Genomic DNA, 15,561 nt, shown 5'->3' with positions numbered 1-15,561 from the left:
CCGGAAGGAGAAGCGCGATCATGCCAAGGCGCAGTAAGCCGCACAGGCGTGCGCGGGCCGAGCGGCGGCCGCAGCGGCGCAAGGACGTCCTCCACGGGCAGGGAGAACACCGGGCGAACGCCTTCCGGTGCGTCGGCTGCCGCATGGACGTGTCACTGGACGCACCGGGCACCACGCACCGCAACCACTGCCCGAACTGTCTGACCAGTGCGCACGTCGACCGACGGGTCCCGGGCGACCGGGCCGCGGACTGCCGGGGCCGGATGGAAGCACTGAGCATGTCGGTACGGCCCGACGGTGAGTGGATGATCATCCACCACTGTCTGGCCTGCGGTGAGCTCAGTGCCAACCGCATCGCGGGCGACGACAACGCACTGGTCCTCGTGCGTCTCGTCCTCAAGCCCCTGAGGGACACCAGCATCGCGCATCGTGTGCTGCTGACCCTGTGAGAGGGCAGGTGACGGGCGCCGCCCGGTGAAGGGGCCGGGCCGCGCCGTCAGCCGGCGGCGCGGTCCGGCCAGGTCGGGTCCGCCACCCAGGCGTGTTCCACGACGTCGCCGCCCCCTGCCACCGGGTTCAACCTCAACATCGGCGGCGGCTGGGACCACCTCGCGCCGATCTCCGCGCTCGGCAGGTACACCGAGCGCGGCGGCGGGGTCCTGGTGCCCCCCGCGCTGCGGGTGCACCACGCCGCCGCGGACGGGTTCCCCTGTCCGCGGTTCTGGCCGGGGACGGGGCTGAGCAGCCGTGGAACTCATCGGCGTCACCACGCGACTGCTCGTTGGTCAGTGCCCCGACGGGGTGTGTCGAGGACAGGGAGTCGGACATGTCAGAGATGGACCGTGATCGTCGACGGTTTCTTCACACCGCAGTCGCGAGTGGCCTGGGGGTGGGGCTGGCGGCGGCCGGCGGAGCGTCGGCGGCCCAGGCCGAACCGGCGGGAGACGAGGGTGCCACCAGAGACGGAGGGAGCAAGGTGCGGGTGGCGGTGCTGCTGTACGACGGGTTCACCGCGCTCGACGCGGTCGGCCCGTACGAGGTGCTGTGCCGGGTACCCGGGGTGACGGTGACGACCGTGGCCGAGAGGGCGGGGCGGATCCGTACCGACACCGGCGAGCTGGGGCTCGTGGCCGACCGTTCCCTGGACAGTGTGACGCGGGCGGAGGTGCTGCTGATTCCCGGAGCGGGCCAACGCGGGACCACGGCCACGATGGCCAACCCGGTCGTCCTCGACTGGATACGTCGCATCCACCGCCGGTCGGCGTGGACCACCGCCGTGTGCACGGGGTCGTTGATCCTCGGTGCGGCCGGTCTGCTGCGCGGCCTGCCCGCCACCACCTACTGGGCCTCCCGGTCCTACCTGGCGGAAGTCGGAGCCGTTTACACGCCGGGGCGTTTCGTCGAGGCCGGGAGGATCGTCACCGCCGCCGGCGTCTCGGCCGGCATCGACATGGGGCTGCACCTCGCCGCGCGACTGGCGGGAGACCAGGTGGGACAGGCGATGCAACTCGCCGTGGAATACGACCCCGACCCCCCGTTCGACACGGGCAGCCCCGAGAAGGCGAGCCCGGAGATCCGGGAGCTGGCACTGCGGCTGCTCGCGGACGCGGCGAAGTGACAGCCGTGTGCTGAGACGGGGCCGGTCGGCGCGCGTCCCGGTCCGGGAGTGCACGGTCAATGGCCGGCCCGGCCTGTCGGCCCGGCTGCGCGGGACCGCCGTGTCGGTGAGACGGGCCGGCCTCCGCCCTGGCCGGGTCCTCACGATCATGCGTCCGGGGCCTCACGGGCGCAGGGCGTAGCAGCGGAGTACGTCGAGGTCGGCGACGCGGACGTCGGACCAGCCCGCGGTGAGCGTCTCGGCCTCGGCGGCACTGATCCCGAGGTGGGCGAGGGGGTGCCCCTCGCCGCGGCGGCCGGCGATCTCGGTGACGGCCCAGAAGGTACCGCCGGGCGCCAGGAGCCGACGGACACGGTCGAGGAAGGCCGGCTTGTCGTCCATCCACCGGTAGACCAGGCGGCAGGTGACCACCGCGTACGCGGGGTACGGGAGGGCGGAGAGGTCGTCGGCACCACCGCGTACGCGGGGTACGGGAGGGCGGAGAGGTCGTCGGCGGCGAAGTCCATGCACTGCCATGACGGCCCGGGCCCGGCACCGTGGTCGGCAGCGAGGACGACTGCGCTGGGAGCGCAGTCGATGCCCGTGGTGCGGTAGCCGAGCCGGTGGAGCCGGCGCGCGAGGGCCCCGTCGCCGCTGCCGATGTCGAGGGCGGGCCTGCCGCGCCCGGGGCCGAGATGCTCGGCCAACAGCAGGGCTTCTGCCTCGCTGATCCGCCGGTAACGGCGGCCACGAGCCCACAGCGGCTCCCAGTACGCCGAAGACGTGGTCGTCATGGGACTCCTCCGGAGCCTCGATACTCCGTCAGGGCAAGCTCTCGCAGGTGGACCAGTCCCTCGAAGGCCTCGGTGACCTGGCCGAAGGCTCCGAACGGGACCAGCTCGGTGGCCCGGCCCTGGAGGGTCTGGCCCACCGCGGTGTTCTCGGCAGCGTCCATGGACGGCACGGCCCCCCTTGATCCAGCACGACGACTGATGCTCCCCTCGGGAGGCCTCTGCCACAACCCCGCTGCAGGGGTCACCGACCTGGAGCGTGGCCAGAAATTTCCGGGAAGCGCCTCCGGGTCCGGTGGCGCTTCGCGTACGACCAGGTCACCGCAGTGGTCAGGACGGGAATGGCGAGCAGCGGGGCGAAAGCGACGCCCCAGACCGTCTGCGCCGCACCGCTCGACATGTACGTCTGGCTTTCCACGGTGACGGCGACGACGAGTTGCCACAGCGCCACCAGGACCAGGGCGCCAGATGCGGCCCAGGCCACCGCCGTGAGGGTCGCGGGGCGCAGGGGCCGCCACCGGTCGCTGACGAGCAGCAGCGGGAGCAGTGCGGCCAGCTCGGCGAGGACGGACAGGCCGACCACGTATGCGATGCCCCAGCCCGGGATGCCGTAGACCTCGCGCAGCACCTGGTCGCTGTAGCCCACGTAGACGCCGGATGCCATGGCGATGCGCCACAGGCCCGACGGAAGCGCGCACAGTGCGACGGCGTGGGCGGCACGGCGCGCCCAGGCGGGCGCGGGCGCGGCTGCGGGGAGGTGATCGTTCGCGGTCGTCATGGCGTACATGCTGACCTCGGACGCGGCAGGGGGCGTCGTCCGGTGCGGCGGACCTTCTCCGTCCCCCGGAGGAGGACGCGGTCTCTCAGGTAGGACTCGCGGGCGTCCAGTGGGCTCCGCGGATAAATCCGACTTGCCATGACTTGTCCGTACCAAGCATGGTGGAGGCATGGGCGGCAAGGACGGCCCGACACTCATCTCGTCGGTGCAGCGAGCCTTCCGGCTGATGGAGGCCGTGGGTGCGCACGAGAGCGGCGTTCCGGCCAAGCAGCTGGCACGCGAGACGGGGCTGGCGCTGGCCACGACCTATCACCTGTTGCGCACGATGGTGCACGACGGCTACGTGCGCAAACTCGAGGACGGCGCGTTCGTCCTGGGGGAGAAGCTGGACGCGCTGCACGGAGGGAGCCGTGATCAGGCGGCGCTCAGCAGGGTCCGTCCGACGCTCACGGAGCTCAGGAACGGCCTGTCGGCCGCAGCCTATCTGACCTTCTACGAGGAAGGCGAGATCCGGGTCGCGGAGATCGTGGACGGGCCGAAGGCGCCCCGTGTCGATCTCTGGGTCGGCTTCGAGGAGGCGGGGCACGCCACGGCCCTCGGCAAGTGCGTGCTGCGCGACCTCGACGGCGAGGCCCGCGCCGACTACCTTTCCCGCCACAAGCTGCACGATCTCACCCCGCGCACCATCACCCACCGTGCTGAACTGCTGCGACGCCTCGACCTCATGTCCCACGGCCCGGCCGTCACCGACATCGAGGAGTACTCCCTGGGCACCGCGTGCGTAGCGGTGCCCGTGCGGCACGGCGACACCATCGGCTCGCTCGGGATCTCGCTGAGCGCCGGCCGCACCTCCAGCTTGGAAGGCGCGGCGGCGACCCTGGTCGCCACCGCGGAGCGAGTGTCCCGGAGGCTCTCGCTCACCATCTGAAATCCTCATTCTTGTGACTTATGGCGCATAGCGCGTTTCCTGGTCTTGTCGGTTGAAAACGGGCAAGGCTGAGGGAGTGCGGACGTGCGTGATCAGGGCATGGCGAGGCAGCGGGAGTCGGTCGGCTGGCGCGTGACGAACGGCTGGACGGTCGTCGAGGCCGACGGCGAGATCGACATCGCCTTCGCTCCCCTCGTCCGAGCCGCAGTGGACGGCCTCCTCGCCGACGGTCACCGCCATTTCGTTCTGGACCTGTGCAGCGCACCCTTCCTGGACTCGACGGGGCTCGGCATGATCGTCGCCGTCACCAAGCACATCCAGAGCCGCCACGGCTCGCTGCGGCTCGCGTGCGCCGACCCAGGGCTGCTGCGCGTCTTCTCCCTCGGTGGCCTGCGTCCCGTCTACTCGTTCCACGACTCCGTCGAGCAGGCCGCCGCACAGCCCCCCGGCGCTGACGAGCTCGCCGACTGGCCGCACGTGCGACGCCGTCGTCAGAGGTGACGCCCTCGCGGCCCGTCAGGGAGCGTCAGGGAGCGGGAACGGGGCCACCGGGCCGGAACCGTTCCACCCCTACGATGTGCCGCACCTTGACCGGCCGCACGATCACCGCGACCCGTTGTTCTCCGGGCATGATCCATTCGAACCGTTCGCTGCCCAGGTACTTGCGGGCCAGCCGGTCCATCCGGTCGTGCGCCTCCTGACCCTCGACGAAGCGGGCCACCACACCACTGATCTGCACTCGGTCGAAGGGATCGGCGGCGTCCGCGTGCGAGAGGTAGACGCGGGGATCGCGGCGCAGATTCTCCTCCTTCACCCGGCCCACCGACGTGTTGAAGGTCAGCTCGTCCTCTCCCTCCAGGTCCACCCACATCGGACTCACCTGCGGGGCTCCGTCGGCGAACACGGTACCGACGTACCAGATGTTGGGAGCTTGCAGCCGGGCACGGACGGCATGGTCGAACGTCGCAGTCATCCCGGGAGGCTACCAACCACCAAGGGCCCGGCTTCAGGTGAGCTCCCCCAGGACGCGGGCCGCCGGCGCCGGATCGACGAGCCACTTCAGGTGGCTGCCGGCGAGGGTCCGGACGTCGTACGGGTTGTCCGGGGTGAGCGCGTTGCCCTCGCGGATCAGGCGGTCCTGCATGGCGAGGGGCATACTCGCGTCGTCGGCGAGGCGTACGAAGGTCTTCGGGACGCGGCCCCAGGTCGCCGCCTGTGCGCGGTCGGCACTGGTGCCGACGTCGAGGTTCTCGTCCGGCTGGAAGGTGCTCAGGAAGGTCAGGAACTCCTCCTCCGTACCGTCGGCCAGGAAGGCGGCCCGGAGCGCCGCGAGGGCGTCACGGTCGGCGGTGCGGAAGTTGACGCGCAGCAGACCGAGTTCGGCCGGATTGCCTGCCATCGCCAGGCCGAACGAGGCGGCGTCGACCGAGGCCATCTCAGGTTCGGCGTAATAGTCGTTCACGTCCAGGTCGACCGGGCACCAGGCGGAGACGTAGACGATGCGGTCGATGAGGTCCGGGCGCGCGTTGGCCGCGGCGGTGGCCGTGACACCGCCGCGGCTGTGTGCGACGAGGATCACCGGCCCGTTCTCCCTGGCCCGTTCCAGGACGCCGATGAGGTGCGCGGCGTTGTCGGCGAGCGTGACGCCCTTGATGGATCCCGGCGCGGTGGCGAGGCCTTCGAGATCCTGCGGCGCCTGGTAGGCACGCGAGTAGGTCGCCGCGAAGCCGTGACCGGGGAGGTCGACGGCGACCGAGCGGTGCCCCAGGAGGCCGAGCTCGGCCTGGAGCGGCGCGAAGGAGAAGGAGTTCGCGAAGGCTCCGTGTACCAGTACGAACGTCGGCTGCATAGGTCTACTCACTCTCTGCCCCCATGGGCGGCGAACAGCTGCCCGATACGCCATGGAGCGTACGTAGCCGAAGATCGCCGGTGCAACCGACTCGACGCGGTCCCCCCGGTGTGGCCGGTCGGCCGGGTGGGTGAGTTCCGGGCTGCCCAGGGGAGGGGCGGCCCGGAGCCCGCGAGCCGGGAGAGCGGGCGGTCAGAACTGGAGCGACCAGGCGTTGATGTACCCGGTGTCGTTGACACAGTTGTCGCTCACGCGCAGCTTCCATGTGCCGTCGGCCGTCTCGGTGGAGGCGTTAACGGTGCAGGTGGCCTGCACGTTGTCGTGGTCGTCGTAGCTGGCGTAGTCCTCGAGCGGATACGTGGTGCCGTCGGGGGCGACCAGCTCCACCCGCAGATCGCCGCGGTAGGTGTGCCGGATGTCGACGTTGACGGAGAGACCGGCCGGGGCGTTGCCGCCGACGCCGGTGACTGCCAGGGGCGACTCGACGGTGGCGTTGTCACGGATGGTGTAGTCGTCCGTGTTCTCGAACTGCGGTCCGGTGGGCGGCGTGCCGGTCCCGGTGTGCAGCAGCTTGTTGGGCGAACCGGCCCGCGCGTCGCTGATCCGGCCGGACATGGCGTCGGCGACCATCCGGTCGCGCACTGGGCCGGGGACCACGTCGGGCTGGACCAGCCGGTCGAGCGGGCGTCATCGGCGGGAGTGGCACCGGCCGTGATCGCCGACGGGATGGAGGAGGGGGAGTACTGACAGGAGTCGGCGTTGTTGTTGCCGGCGGCCACCACCCAGGTGACGCCGGAGGCTATGGAGGCGGCCACCGCGTCGTTGACGGACTGGGTCCGTCCGCCGCCGATGCCCATGTTGGCCACGGCGGGCTGGACCGCGTTCTCGGTGACCCAGTCGATGCCCGTGAGGACCGGGCCCCGGGTGCTGCCGGACGTGCCCTGACAGTTCAGCGCCCGGACACCGACCAGCTCGACCCCCTTGGCGACACCGTGCGAGGCTCCGGCGACGTGGGTCATGCGGATGCCGGTGTCCACGATGTACGCGGTGACGTTCGAGGCCGCGGTGGAGTACGTGTAGCGCGTCCTCACCGCGTTCCGGCCACGCACCTGTGAACCCAGTGTGCTGCCGCTGTTCCGCAGGGAGCTCGACGACGACCAGTGGCGACCGGGTCCCTCTCCGCCGGCTGGGCTGTGGAAGACGGCACCGGAGCCATGTTCACCGATGGCCTGCTGACCGAGGCCGTGACCCGCACGCCAAAGGCGCGCCTGCACCACGTACGGGCGGGCGGGGGCGGGTGCAGCGGGGTCACGGAGCAGGCCGTGCCCTGCCGCCTGCTCTCGCCAGAGGAATGGCGCATCGTGCCTTGGCACGTGTGCGGATCACGTCCCCACTCCACGATCGCCCGCAGACTAATGTCGGTGACATGAGCGAACACTCGGAGCGTTCCGTCGTCGTCGAACGCGTCAGCAGCGGCCAGTTCGTGGCGACCAACACCCGCGGCGGATCGATCACTTTCGGTACGTCCTCGGACAGCGGCCAGAACACCGGATTCACCCCGGTCGAGTTGTTGCTGGCCGCGATCGGCGGCTGTTCGGCTGTGGACGTCGACGTCGCCACTGGACGTCACGCGGAGCCCACCCGGTTCTCCGTGACGGTCACCGGGGACAAGGTCAGCGACGACCTGGGCAACCGCATGACGAACCTCGAGGTCACCTTCACCGTGGCCTTCCCGGACGACGAGGGAGCGGAGCGCGCCCGCGCGATCCTGCCCCGCGCGGTGAAGGCGTCCCACGACCGTCTCTGCACCGTGAGCAGGACCGTCGAGATCGGCACGCCCGTGACCACGACGGTCACCGACGCCTGAGGGCGTGCGGCGCCTGTCGAGGCGTGCGGCGGCCCCCTCGTCCGTGTCAGGCCGCAGCGGAGACACGCGTCGTCAGACGACCGGGCAGGCTTCCGGACCGGAGGCGGTCAGTGAGCTGAGGTCGCAGTGGAGATCGTCGCCCGCATCGTCCGGGCCGGGACCGGAGCCGGACGCGCGGGCGGCCTCTGCGGGCTCCGCACGGAGTGCTGCGCCCCGAGCCGGTGACGACGGCGTCACGTCTCGCGCTCAAGCCGTCCTCTCCGGGGCGATCTCGGCGATCAGTCCCTCGACCAGGGTCTTGATCTCGTCGCGGATCGGACGCACCGCCTCGACGCCCTGGCCCGCCGGGTCCGTCAGCTCCCAGTCCAGGTAGCGCTTGCCGGGGAAGACGGGGCAGGTGTCGCCGCAGCCCATGGTGATGCAGACGTCCGACTCGCGGACCGCGTCGAGGGTGAGGAGCTTCGGCGTCTTGCGGGAGATGTCGATGCCGACCTCGGCCATGGCCTCGACGGCGGCCGGGTTGACCTCGGAGCCCGGGGCGGAGCCGGCGGAGCGGACCTCGACGCGGTCTCCGGCCAGGTGGGTGAGCCAGGCCGCGGCCATCTGGGAGCGGCCGGCGTTGTGGACGCAGACGAACAGGACGGTCGGCTTGTCGGCCATGGTGATCGTTCTCTCCTGTCGCACGGCGGAACCCGGCCGCCGATGACTTCAGCCCCCGCTGGTATCAGCAGGCGGTGATGTGACAGTATCAGTGCATGCTGACTTCAGTCGATCCTGATGTGATCCGGGTGCTGGGCGACCCCCTCCGCCTGCAGATCGTGACCCTCCTGGCGCGCGAGACACTCTGCACGACGCACCTGGTCGAGGAGACCGGAGCCAGGCAGACCAACCTGTCCAACCACATGAAGGTGCTGCGCGAGGCCGGGATCGTGGAGACCGAGCCGTGCGGCCGCTTCACCTACTACAAGCTCAAGCCGGAGGTCCTGGCAGGCCTGTCCGAGCAGTTCGCCACACTGGCCGCCTCCGCCCGCACCGCCGCCGAGAACAAGAGGTCCTGCCCGTGACCTCCACCGAGCCCGCCACCTCCGCGCAGACCGAGGGCGGCGACGACTCGATCGTCAAGAAGCTCTCCACGCTCGACCGCTATCTCGCGGTGTGGATCCTGCTGGCCATGGCCGTCGGTCTCGGCGTGGGCAGGCTGGTTCCGGGGATGGACGACGCGCTCGCGAAGATCGAGGTCGGCGGCGTCTCCCTGCCGATCGCGCTCGGCCTGCTGGTCATGATGTACCCGGTCCTGGCCAAGGTCCGCTACGACCGGCTCGACCGCGTCACCGGCGACAAGAAGCTGATGATCTCCTCGCTGGTCATCAACTGGATCGCCGGGCCCGCGGTGATGTTCGCGCTGGCGTGGACCTTCCTGCCGGACCTGCCCGAGTACCGCACCGGCCTGATCATCGTCGGCCTCGCCCGCTGCATCGCCATGGTCATCATCTGGAACGACCTCGCCTGCGGCGACCGCGAGGCCGCTGCCGTCCTGGTCGCGCTGAACTCGGTGTTCCAGGTCCTCGCGTTCGGCCTGCTGGGCTGGTTCTACCTCGACCTGCTGCCGCGCTGGATGAACCTCGGTGACGGCCAGGGCCTGGACGTGTCCGTGTGGCAGATCGCGCTGAACGTCGTCATCTTCCTCGGCATCCCGCTGCTCGCCGGCTTCCTCACCCGCCGCGTCGGCGAGCGGCGGATGGGCCGCACCGCCTACGAGACGAAGTTCCTGCCGAGGATCGGACCGTGGGCGCTGTACGGGCTGCTGTTCACGATCGTCGTCCTCTTTGCCCTGCAGGGCAGGACCATCACCTCCCAGCCGCTGGACGTCGCCCGGATCGCGCTGCCGCTGCTCGTGTACTTCGCGGTCATGTTCTTCGGCACCTTCCTCCTCGGGAAGGGCCTCGGCCTGGCCTACGACCGCACCACGACCCTGGCGTTCACCGCGGCGGGCAACAACTTCGAGCTGGCCATCGCGGTCGCCATCGCCACCTTCGGCGTCACCTCCGGCCAGGCGCTGTCCGGCGTCGTCGGCCCGCTGATCGAGGTCCCGGTGCTGATCGGTCTGGTGCACGTCGCGCTCGCCTGGCGCGGGAAGTTCGCCCCGGACGCGGTGACGACGGCCCCGTGACCCGGCACACCGACGTGGTGGTGGTCGGCGGCGGCCAGGCAGGGCTCGCCGCCGGCTACCACCTGCGCCGCCAGGGCCTCGACTTCGTCGTCCTGGACGCCGACCCGGCGCCGGGCGGGTCATGGCAGTACATGTGGGACTCCCTGCGCCTGTTCTCCCCGGCGGAACACTCCTCCCTGCCCGGCCGGCTCATGCCCGCCCAGCCCGGCGGGACCTGCCCGGGCGCCGGGCACGTGGTGGCCTACCTCAGTGACTACGAGAAGCGCTACGGCCTGCCCGTCCAGCACGGCACCCGCGTCGACGCCGTACGCCGCGACGGCGGCGGCCTCGTGACCGAGACGGACGACGGTACCTGGCGGGCGAGGGCGGTCATCAGCGCCACCGGCACCTGGTCACGGCCGTTCGTCCCCGCCGTCCCCGGCCGCGGCCTCTTCACCGGCCGGCAGCTGCACACCGTCAACTACCGATGCCCGGCCGACTTCGCCGGACCGGGGGACCTTCCGGCCGGAGACCGGCGGAGCGTCATCGTGGTCGGCGGCGGCAACTCCGGCGCCCAGATCGCGGCCGACCTCGCCCTGGACGGCAACGCCGAGGTGACGTGGGTGACCAGGAGGCCGCCACGCTTCCTGCCGGACGACATCGACGGCCGCGCCCTGTTCGACGTCGCCACCGCCCGCCGTCGCGCCCTCGAACAAGGCGACGGTGACACCGGCGGCGTGGCCTCGCTCGGCGACATCGTCGCCGTACCCCCGGTCCGCGCCGCCCGCGACGCCGGACGCCTGTCCGCGAAGCCAATGTTCGCGCGGCTCACCGCTACCGGTGCCAGGTGGGCCGACGGCAGCCACATCCGCGCCGACGCGATCGTCTGGTGCACCGGCTTCCGCCCGGCCCTGGCCCACCTCGCGCCCCTCGACCTCCGCGGCCCGCGCGGGCACATCGCCACCGACGGCACGCGCGCCCTCGGTGAACCGCGGCTGCACCTGCTCGGCTACGGCGACTGGACCGGCCCGGCCTCGGCCACGCTCATCGGCGTGGGCCGCCCCGCCCGCGACGCCGCCCGGGACATCGCGCGACTGCTGGGCGACTGACGCGGACCACGCGGACGTCACGACCGGGCGAGGAGCGTGCGGATGCCGTGGGCGGAGCAAGCGCCCGGTCGGCCGGACGGCGCCCGGTGCCTCTTCCCGCTTCGCGTCAGGCGGCGGCCGGCAGCGCGAGGAGCTTGCCCATCGCCGCGAGCACGGACGGCTCGACCCGGTAGTAGACCCAGGTGCCGCGCCGCTCGGAGGTGAGCAGCCCGGCCTCCTTCAGCTTCTTCAGGTGGTGGGAGACGGTGGGCTGGGAGACGCCGACGTCGGAGATGTCGCACACGCACGCCTCCCCGCCCTCGTGCGAGGCGACCGCGGAGAACAGCCGCAGCCGGACCGGGTCACCGAGCGCCTTGAACATCCGCGCCGCGGTCTCGGCCTCGTCGGCGGTCATCGGTCGCTCGGTCAGCGGCGGGCAGCACGGCACCACACCCCGGCCGTCGGCGGGCTCGAGCAGCGGCAGCACCTTCGCGTTCGACATACGCCTATGTTGACACACATCGAACCAGTGCGGCCCGTCATCGGCGCGCGAGGCAGGCGGCCAGACGCCGGGCGACCCGGTCCGCGTCCCGCCCGACACCGCGCAGCGAGTTCGACGACAGGCTGCGCTGCCACTCCAGCCCCACGAACGCCAGCCCCGGCACCCCGGTGGCGATCCCCTCGCGGTGCCGCGGGTTCCCCTCGGCGTCGAGGGCACCGTCCAGGCGGGCGAGGTAGGGCAGGTCGGGGCGGTAGCTGGTGGCGAGGACGATCGCGTCTGCCTCCTCCCGCTGTCCGTCCGGCCAGACGAGCTCCGCTCCGACCGCGCCGGTGAACAGCGGCCGCCGCTCGGGCCGCCCGGCGGCCAGGGCGGCCTGGTAGCGCCCGTCGTCGAGGACGGGCTGCGCCGGCGGGCGCGGCAGGAGCCGGCCGAGGGGCGCGGCGTCCAGGCCGGTGCGGGGCAGCCAGAAGTGGAGGTCGCGGCCGAGAACGCGCTGCGCCGCGAACCTCACCGGAGCCCTGGTGGCGAGCGTGACGCGTGCGGTCTCGGCGAGTTCGGCGGCGATCTGCACCGCGGAGTTGCCTGCCCCGACCACGACCACCCGGCGGCCGGCGAACGGGGCGGGGTCGCGGTAGTCGGCTGCGTGCAGCACCTGCCCGGCGAACCCTTCCAGGCCCGCCCCTGCCGGCCGGTGCGGTCGGCCGAAGGTGCCGGAGGCCGCGACGACGGCGCGTGCCGTGAGCCGGCCGCCGCCTTCGAGGGTCACCTCGAAGGCAGGGCCGGCCCTGCGTACGCAGATGACGCGCCGGCCGGTGCGGATCTCGGCGTCCAGGCGGCCGGCGTAGGCCATGAGGTAGGCGACGACCTCGTCGCGGTGCGGGTGGCGGTCCCGGTCGGTGCCGGGGAACGGCATTCCGGGCAGGGAGCTGTGCCGGGCGGGCGAGAACAGCGTGAGGCTGTCGTAGTAGCGCGGCCACGAGCCGGCCGTGCGGTCGGACGCCTCCAGCACCACCGGCCGCAGCCCGTGACGCAGCAGGGCGTGGGCGGTGGCGAGACCGGACTGGCCGCCACCGATCACGGCGACGTCGACGTGTTCCATCGGCGAGTTCCCCTATTTCGATGCAGGTCTATGTTGACGTCCATCAATACAGGTGCCATGCTGGCCCCGCAAGCCATCGACAGATGTCGAAACACGCAAGGAGTCGCCGTGAACGCGCCCGCCACCACCGATTTGCCCGTCGTCGTGATCGGGGCCGGACCTGTCGGCCTGGCCGCTGCCGTCCACCTGGTCGACCAGGGCGGCGAGCCCCTGGTCCTCGAAGCCGGCCGGGCCGCCGGCGCCGCGGTGCGCGAGTGGTCCCACGTGCGCCTCTTCTCCACCTGGGCCGAGGTGGTCGACCCGGCCGCAGAGAAGCTCCTCGCCCCTACCGGCTGGACGCGCCCCGACCCGGCCACCTACCCCTCCGGCGGCGACTGGGCCGACCGCTACCTGCAGCCGCTCGCCGACGTCCTGGGTGACCGTGTCCGGCTGGGAGCGACGGTCACGGGTGTCTCCCGGTCCGGGCGGGACCGGATCGTGGACGCCGACCGGGAGAGGCAGCCGTTCGTCGTGCACGTCGTCCATGCCGACGGCCGTGAGGAGCGGATCCTCGCCCGCGCGGTCATCGACGCCTCCGGTACCTGGTCCGCACCGTCCCCGGCCGGCGGCAGCGGTCTTCCCGCACTCGGCGAGAAGGCCGCTGCCGACCGGATCAGCTACCGCGTCCCGGACCTCGAGGACCCCGCCGTCCGTGCCCGGTACGCGGGCCGGCGCACGGCCGTGATCGGCGCCGGTGCCTCGGCGTTCACCGCTCTCGCCCACCTCGCCGACCTCGCCGGGTCCGGCGACGGCGCGGGGACGAAGGGGATGTGGATCCTGCGCCGCGGCATCTCCGGCTCCACCTTCGGCGGCGGGGAGGCCGACCAGCTCCCGGCGCGCGGCGCGCTGGGCCTGGCGGCGAAGGCCGCCGTCGACGAGGGGCACGTAGACGCGGTCACCGGGTTCCGCACCGAGGCGATCGAGCGTGACGCCGACGGCCGCCTGGTCCTGGTCGGCGAGGACGGGCGCCGCCTGGACGCGGTCGACGAGGTGATCGTCCTGACCGGCTTCCGTCCCGACCTGTCCTTCGTCGACGAGCTGCGCCTCGGTCTCGACGAGCGGCTCCAGGCGCCGGTCGCGCTGGCACCGCTGATCGACCCCAACCAGCACTCCTGCGGCACCGTCTACCCGCACGGCCACCGAGAGCTCTCCCACCCCGAACAGGGCGTGTACCTGGTCGGGATGAAGTCCTACGGCCGCGCCCCGACCTTCCTCGCCATGACCGGCTACGAGCAGGTCCGCTCCGTCGCCGCCGCGATCGCAGGCGACCTCGACTCCGCCGACCGCGTCGAACTCACCCTCCCCGAGACGGGAGTCTGCGGCGGCGCGGGCCTGTTCGACACCCCCGACGCCCAGCGGTCCGACGGCGACGGCGGCGGGTGCTGCGGTTCGTGACCGCCCCGAGCGCCCGCCAGGAGCTGAGGGCTGTACACCGGTCAGGCCCGGCCGGGACTGTCGAGGCGTTCCGTCGGCCCGCCGAAAGACAGGAAGAGCGTCCTCGTCGCCATGAGCCAGGAGCCGTCGATCTTGCGGAAGGTGTCCTGGTAGTGGCCGACGTTCACCGGCAACCGGGGCGCCACCAGTGTCCCCTCGGTATAGCCGTCCACTCGGTAGGTGGCGAAGTAGGTGGTCGCCGCGGCGGTGTCCGGCGAGTCGACAGTGACCAGGATGTTCGTGCACATGCGCCGGGACAGCCGATCCGCGGGGCGGGAGCCGAAGTACTCGCGCAGAGCCTCACGGCCGTGGACCCGCCGCCGGTCATGCGGCCACTCCCACACGCCGTCGGGCGTGAAGAGGTCGCAGACCGTGCTCGGCTCACCGAGGTCGAGCCGGCGGACGAGCTCCAGGATCAAACGCTCACAGGCGCGTTCCGCGAGGACACGCTCCATCGGGTCGACGTCACTGGTGGTCATCTCCACTTCCTCCCTGCCCTGTTGGCACGTTCGCGACTCGTTGAACCGGGTCCCGCGCCGAAAGCCCTCCCGGATCAGTCCTCGTGGAGCCGGCGCGCCAGACGGACGACCCGCAGGTGTCCCGTCAGGCGGCGGAATCTCGTCACTCTCCGAGAACGGCGGATGAACGCAGTGGGCGGATGGCGCATCGTCGGAGCGCAGCTCACCTTGCCTCCACCCGTTGGGCGGCGTCACCGGCGTGTGAGCAGGCTGAACTCATTGCCGTCCGGGTCGGCCAGCAGTACCTCGCCATCGTTTCGGTGGCCGGAGGGGAGAGGCTTCGCGCCGAGGGAGAGCAGACGCTCGACCTCCGCCTCCGCTGGACCACCGTCGTCGGGCGCGAGGTCGAAACGCAGGTCCTTGCCCGCGTCCGGCATGAGCGGTGGGCCGCCCCACGTGATCTTCGTACCGCCGTCGGGCGACTGGATGGCGGTCTCCTCGTCCTGGTCCCACACGAGTGGCCAGCCCAACGCCTGGCTCCAGAAGTGGCCCACGGCCTGCGAACCGTCGCAGGCGAGCGCTCCGAGGAAGCCGCAGCCGGCAAGGAAGCCGTTGCCCGGTTCGAGGACGCAGAACTCGTTGCCCTCGGGGTCGGCGAGCACCACGTGGGCGGCGTCCGGCCCCTGACCGACATCGGCGTGCCGGGCGCCGAGGTCGAGTGCCCTGGCCACGGTCCGCCGCTGCTCCTCCGTGGACGAACTGGTCAGGTCGAAGTGCATCCGGTTCTGGGCGGCCTTCCGGCGCTGGGAGGGGCGGAAGCGGAGGCGGTAGCCGGCATCGTTCCCGGACGGCAGGCCGACCCCGTCGTGCGCGTCGCCGGTCCGCTCCGAACTCAGGAGGCCTGACCAGAACCGCGCCAGGACCTCGGGCTGATGCGCGTCGAAGGAGATTGCGAAGAGTCGGCTGCTCATTGCCCCACGCT

Annotated in this window: 19 protein-coding genes and 3 pseudogenes; 10 read left to right on the top strand and 12 right to left on the bottom strand. The window is 71.7% G+C overall.

What is annotated here, in order from left to right; translation table 11 throughout:
* The first annotated feature begins 20 nt into the window (after window positions 1-20).
* The 3 genes and pseudogenes from ACFW47_RS21065 to ACFW47_RS21055 all read left to right on the top strand — a co-directional run bounded on the left by ACFW47_RS21065 (window position 21) and on the right by ACFW47_RS21055 (window position 1,618).
* Window positions 21-449 (top strand): RNHCP domain-containing protein, encoded by a 429-nt coding sequence (locus ACFW47_RS21065; protein WP_386283231.1) that lies wholly within the window; start codon window positions 21-23, stop codon window positions 447-449.
* Between the two features lie 132 nt (window positions 450-581).
* Window positions 582-1,064, top strand: a pseudogene (locus ACFW47_RS21060) (CatA-like O-acetyltransferase); the annotation flags it as partial.
* The gene (locus ACFW47_RS21055; RefSeq protein ID WP_386306813.1) at window positions 977-1,618 is read left to right on the top strand and encodes a DJ-1/PfpI family protein; all 642 of its coding nucleotides are present in this window, start codon (window positions 977-979) and stop codon (window positions 1,616-1,618) included. The pseudogene ACFW47_RS21060 and the gene ACFW47_RS21055, both read left to right, overlap by 88 nt.
* A 162-nt stretch (window positions 1,619-1,780) precedes the next feature.
* Here the strand turns inward: ACFW47_RS21055 and ACFW47_RS21050 are convergent, their stop codons facing one another.
* The 4 genes and pseudogenes from ACFW47_RS21050 to ACFW47_RS21035 all read right to left on the bottom strand — a co-directional run bounded on the left by ACFW47_RS21050 (window position 1,781) and on the right by ACFW47_RS21035 (window position 3,175).
* On the bottom strand, window positions 1,781-2,029 hold the full coding sequence (locus tag ACFW47_RS21050) for a hypothetical protein (protein WP_386306617.1): 249 nt from the start codon (window positions 2,027-2,029) through the stop codon (window positions 1,781-1,783).
* A gap of 110 nt (window positions 2,030-2,139) precedes the next feature.
* Window positions 2,140-2,391, bottom strand: a pseudogene (locus ACFW47_RS21045) (class I SAM-dependent methyltransferase); the annotation flags it as partial.
* Complete coding sequence (locus tag ACFW47_RS21040) at window positions 2,388-2,552, bottom strand: hypothetical protein (protein ID WP_386306615.1); 165 nt, start codon at window positions 2,550-2,552, stop codon at window positions 2,388-2,390. The pseudogene ACFW47_RS21045 and the gene ACFW47_RS21040, both read right to left, overlap by 4 nt.
* An 80-nt stretch (window positions 2,553-2,632) precedes the next feature.
* The gene (locus tag ACFW47_RS21035) at window positions 2,633-3,175 is read right to left on the bottom strand and encodes a hypothetical protein (protein ID WP_386306613.1); all 543 of its coding nucleotides are present in this window, start codon (window positions 3,173-3,175) and stop codon (window positions 2,633-2,635) included.
* A gap of 160 nt (window positions 3,176-3,335) precedes the next feature.
* Between ACFW47_RS21035 and ACFW47_RS21030 the strand changes: the two genes are divergently transcribed.
* Both ACFW47_RS21030 and ACFW47_RS21025 read left to right on the top strand, forming a co-directional pair.
* A complete protein-coding gene (locus tag ACFW47_RS21030; RefSeq protein ID WP_386306611.1) occupies window positions 3,336-4,094 on the top strand; it encodes an IclR family transcriptional regulator in 759 nt (252 codons plus the stop codon).
* Between the two features lie 84 nt (window positions 4,095-4,178).
* On the top strand, window positions 4,179-4,595 hold the full coding sequence (locus ACFW47_RS21025; protein WP_386283221.1) for an STAS domain-containing protein: 417 nt from the start codon (window positions 4,179-4,181) through the stop codon (window positions 4,593-4,595).
* 25 nt (window positions 4,596-4,620) lie between these two features.
* Here the strand turns inward: ACFW47_RS21025 and ACFW47_RS21020 are convergent, their stop codons facing one another.
* The 3 genes and pseudogenes from ACFW47_RS21020 to ACFW47_RS21010 all read right to left on the bottom strand — a co-directional run.
* Complete coding sequence (locus tag ACFW47_RS21020; protein WP_386283219.1) at window positions 4,621-5,067, bottom strand: TIGR03618 family F420-dependent PPOX class oxidoreductase; 447 nt, start codon at window positions 5,065-5,067, stop codon at window positions 4,621-4,623.
* Between the two features lie 33 nt (window positions 5,068-5,100).
* Window positions 5,101-5,943 (bottom strand): alpha/beta hydrolase, encoded by an 843-nt coding sequence (locus ACFW47_RS21015; protein ID WP_386283217.1) that lies wholly within the window; start codon window positions 5,941-5,943, stop codon window positions 5,101-5,103.
* A gap of 192 nt (window positions 5,944-6,135) precedes the next feature.
* Window positions 6,136-7,022: pseudogene (locus ACFW47_RS21010) on the bottom strand (proprotein convertase P-domain-containing protein); the annotation flags it as partial.
* 347 nt (window positions 7,023-7,369) lie between these two features.
* Between ACFW47_RS21010 and ACFW47_RS21005 the strand changes: the two are divergent.
* Complete coding sequence (locus ACFW47_RS21005) at window positions 7,370-7,810, top strand: OsmC family protein (protein ID WP_386283215.1); 441 nt, start codon at window positions 7,370-7,372, stop codon at window positions 7,808-7,810.
* A gap of 246 nt (window positions 7,811-8,056) precedes the next feature.
* Here ACFW47_RS21005 and ACFW47_RS21000 read toward each other — a convergent pair whose 3' ends face one another.
* Window positions 8,057-8,470 (bottom strand): arsenate reductase ArsC, encoded by a 414-nt coding sequence (locus ACFW47_RS21000; protein WP_386283213.1) that lies wholly within the window; start codon window positions 8,468-8,470, stop codon window positions 8,057-8,059.
* Window positions 8,471-8,565: 95 nt separating this feature from the next.
* On the opposite strand from ACFW47_RS21000, the gene ACFW47_RS20995 reads away from it, so the two are divergent.
* From ACFW47_RS20995 to ACFW47_RS20985, 3 genes are read left to right on the top strand one after another with little or no spacing between them, the layout of a single operon-like run.
* Complete coding sequence (locus tag ACFW47_RS20995; RefSeq protein ID WP_386283211.1) at window positions 8,566-8,874, top strand: ArsR/SmtB family transcription factor; 309 nt, start codon at window positions 8,566-8,568, stop codon at window positions 8,872-8,874.
* A complete protein-coding gene (gene arsB / locus ACFW47_RS20990) occupies window positions 8,871-9,980 on the top strand; it encodes an ACR3 family arsenite efflux transporter (RefSeq protein ID WP_386283209.1) in 1,110 nt (369 codons plus the stop codon). The genes ACFW47_RS20995 and arsB overlap by 4 nt, the downstream gene beginning before the upstream one ends.
* Window positions 9,977-11,068 (top strand): ArsO family NAD(P)H-dependent flavin-containing monooxygenase, encoded by a 1,092-nt coding sequence (locus ACFW47_RS20985; RefSeq protein ID WP_386306609.1) that lies wholly within the window; start codon window positions 9,977-9,979, stop codon window positions 11,066-11,068. The genes arsB and ACFW47_RS20985 overlap by 4 nt, the downstream gene beginning before the upstream one ends.
* A gap of 106 nt (window positions 11,069-11,174) precedes the next feature.
* Here ACFW47_RS20985 and ACFW47_RS20980 read toward each other — a convergent pair whose 3' ends face one another.
* Both ACFW47_RS20980 and ACFW47_RS20975 read right to left on the bottom strand, forming a co-directional pair.
* Window positions 11,175-11,549, bottom strand: a complete 375-nt coding sequence (locus ACFW47_RS20980) for an ArsR/SmtB family transcription factor (protein WP_386283203.1) — start codon at window positions 11,547-11,549, stop codon at window positions 11,175-11,177.
* A 37-nt stretch (window positions 11,550-11,586) separates the two neighbouring features.
* Window positions 11,587-12,648 (bottom strand): flavin-containing monooxygenase, encoded by a 1,062-nt coding sequence (locus tag ACFW47_RS20975; RefSeq protein WP_386306607.1) that lies wholly within the window; start codon window positions 12,646-12,648, stop codon window positions 11,587-11,589.
* 108 nt (window positions 12,649-12,756) lie between these two features.
* Here ACFW47_RS20975 and ACFW47_RS20970 point away from each other — a divergent pair, with 108 nt between their 5' ends.
* Window positions 12,757-14,082 (top strand): NAD(P)-binding domain-containing protein, encoded by a 1,326-nt coding sequence (locus tag ACFW47_RS20970; protein ID WP_386283198.1) that lies wholly within the window; start codon window positions 12,757-12,759, stop codon window positions 14,080-14,082.
* A gap of 41 nt (window positions 14,083-14,123) precedes the next feature.
* Here the strand turns inward: ACFW47_RS20970 and ACFW47_RS20965 are convergent, their stop codons facing one another.
* Together ACFW47_RS20965 and ACFW47_RS20960 are read right to left on the bottom strand one after the other, a co-directional pair.
* Window positions 14,124-14,600: a nuclear transport factor 2 family protein gene (locus ACFW47_RS20965; RefSeq protein ID WP_386306605.1), complete on the bottom strand. Its 477-nt coding sequence runs from the start codon at window positions 14,598-14,600 to the stop codon at window positions 14,124-14,126.
* 230 nt (window positions 14,601-14,830) lie between these two features.
* Window positions 14,831-15,550 (bottom strand): VOC family protein, encoded by a 720-nt coding sequence (locus ACFW47_RS20960; RefSeq protein ID WP_386283194.1) that lies wholly within the window; start codon window positions 15,548-15,550, stop codon window positions 14,831-14,833.
* Window positions 15,551-15,561 lie beyond the last annotated feature (11 nt).

It is taken from the genome of Streptomyces sp. NPDC058796, assembly GCF_042745235.1.
GTDB lineage: Bacteria > Actinomycetota > Actinomycetes > Streptomycetales > Streptomycetaceae > Streptomyces.
Note: the sequence above shows the minus strand (reverse complement) of the source record. Positions and strands in the feature narration are given on the sequence as shown.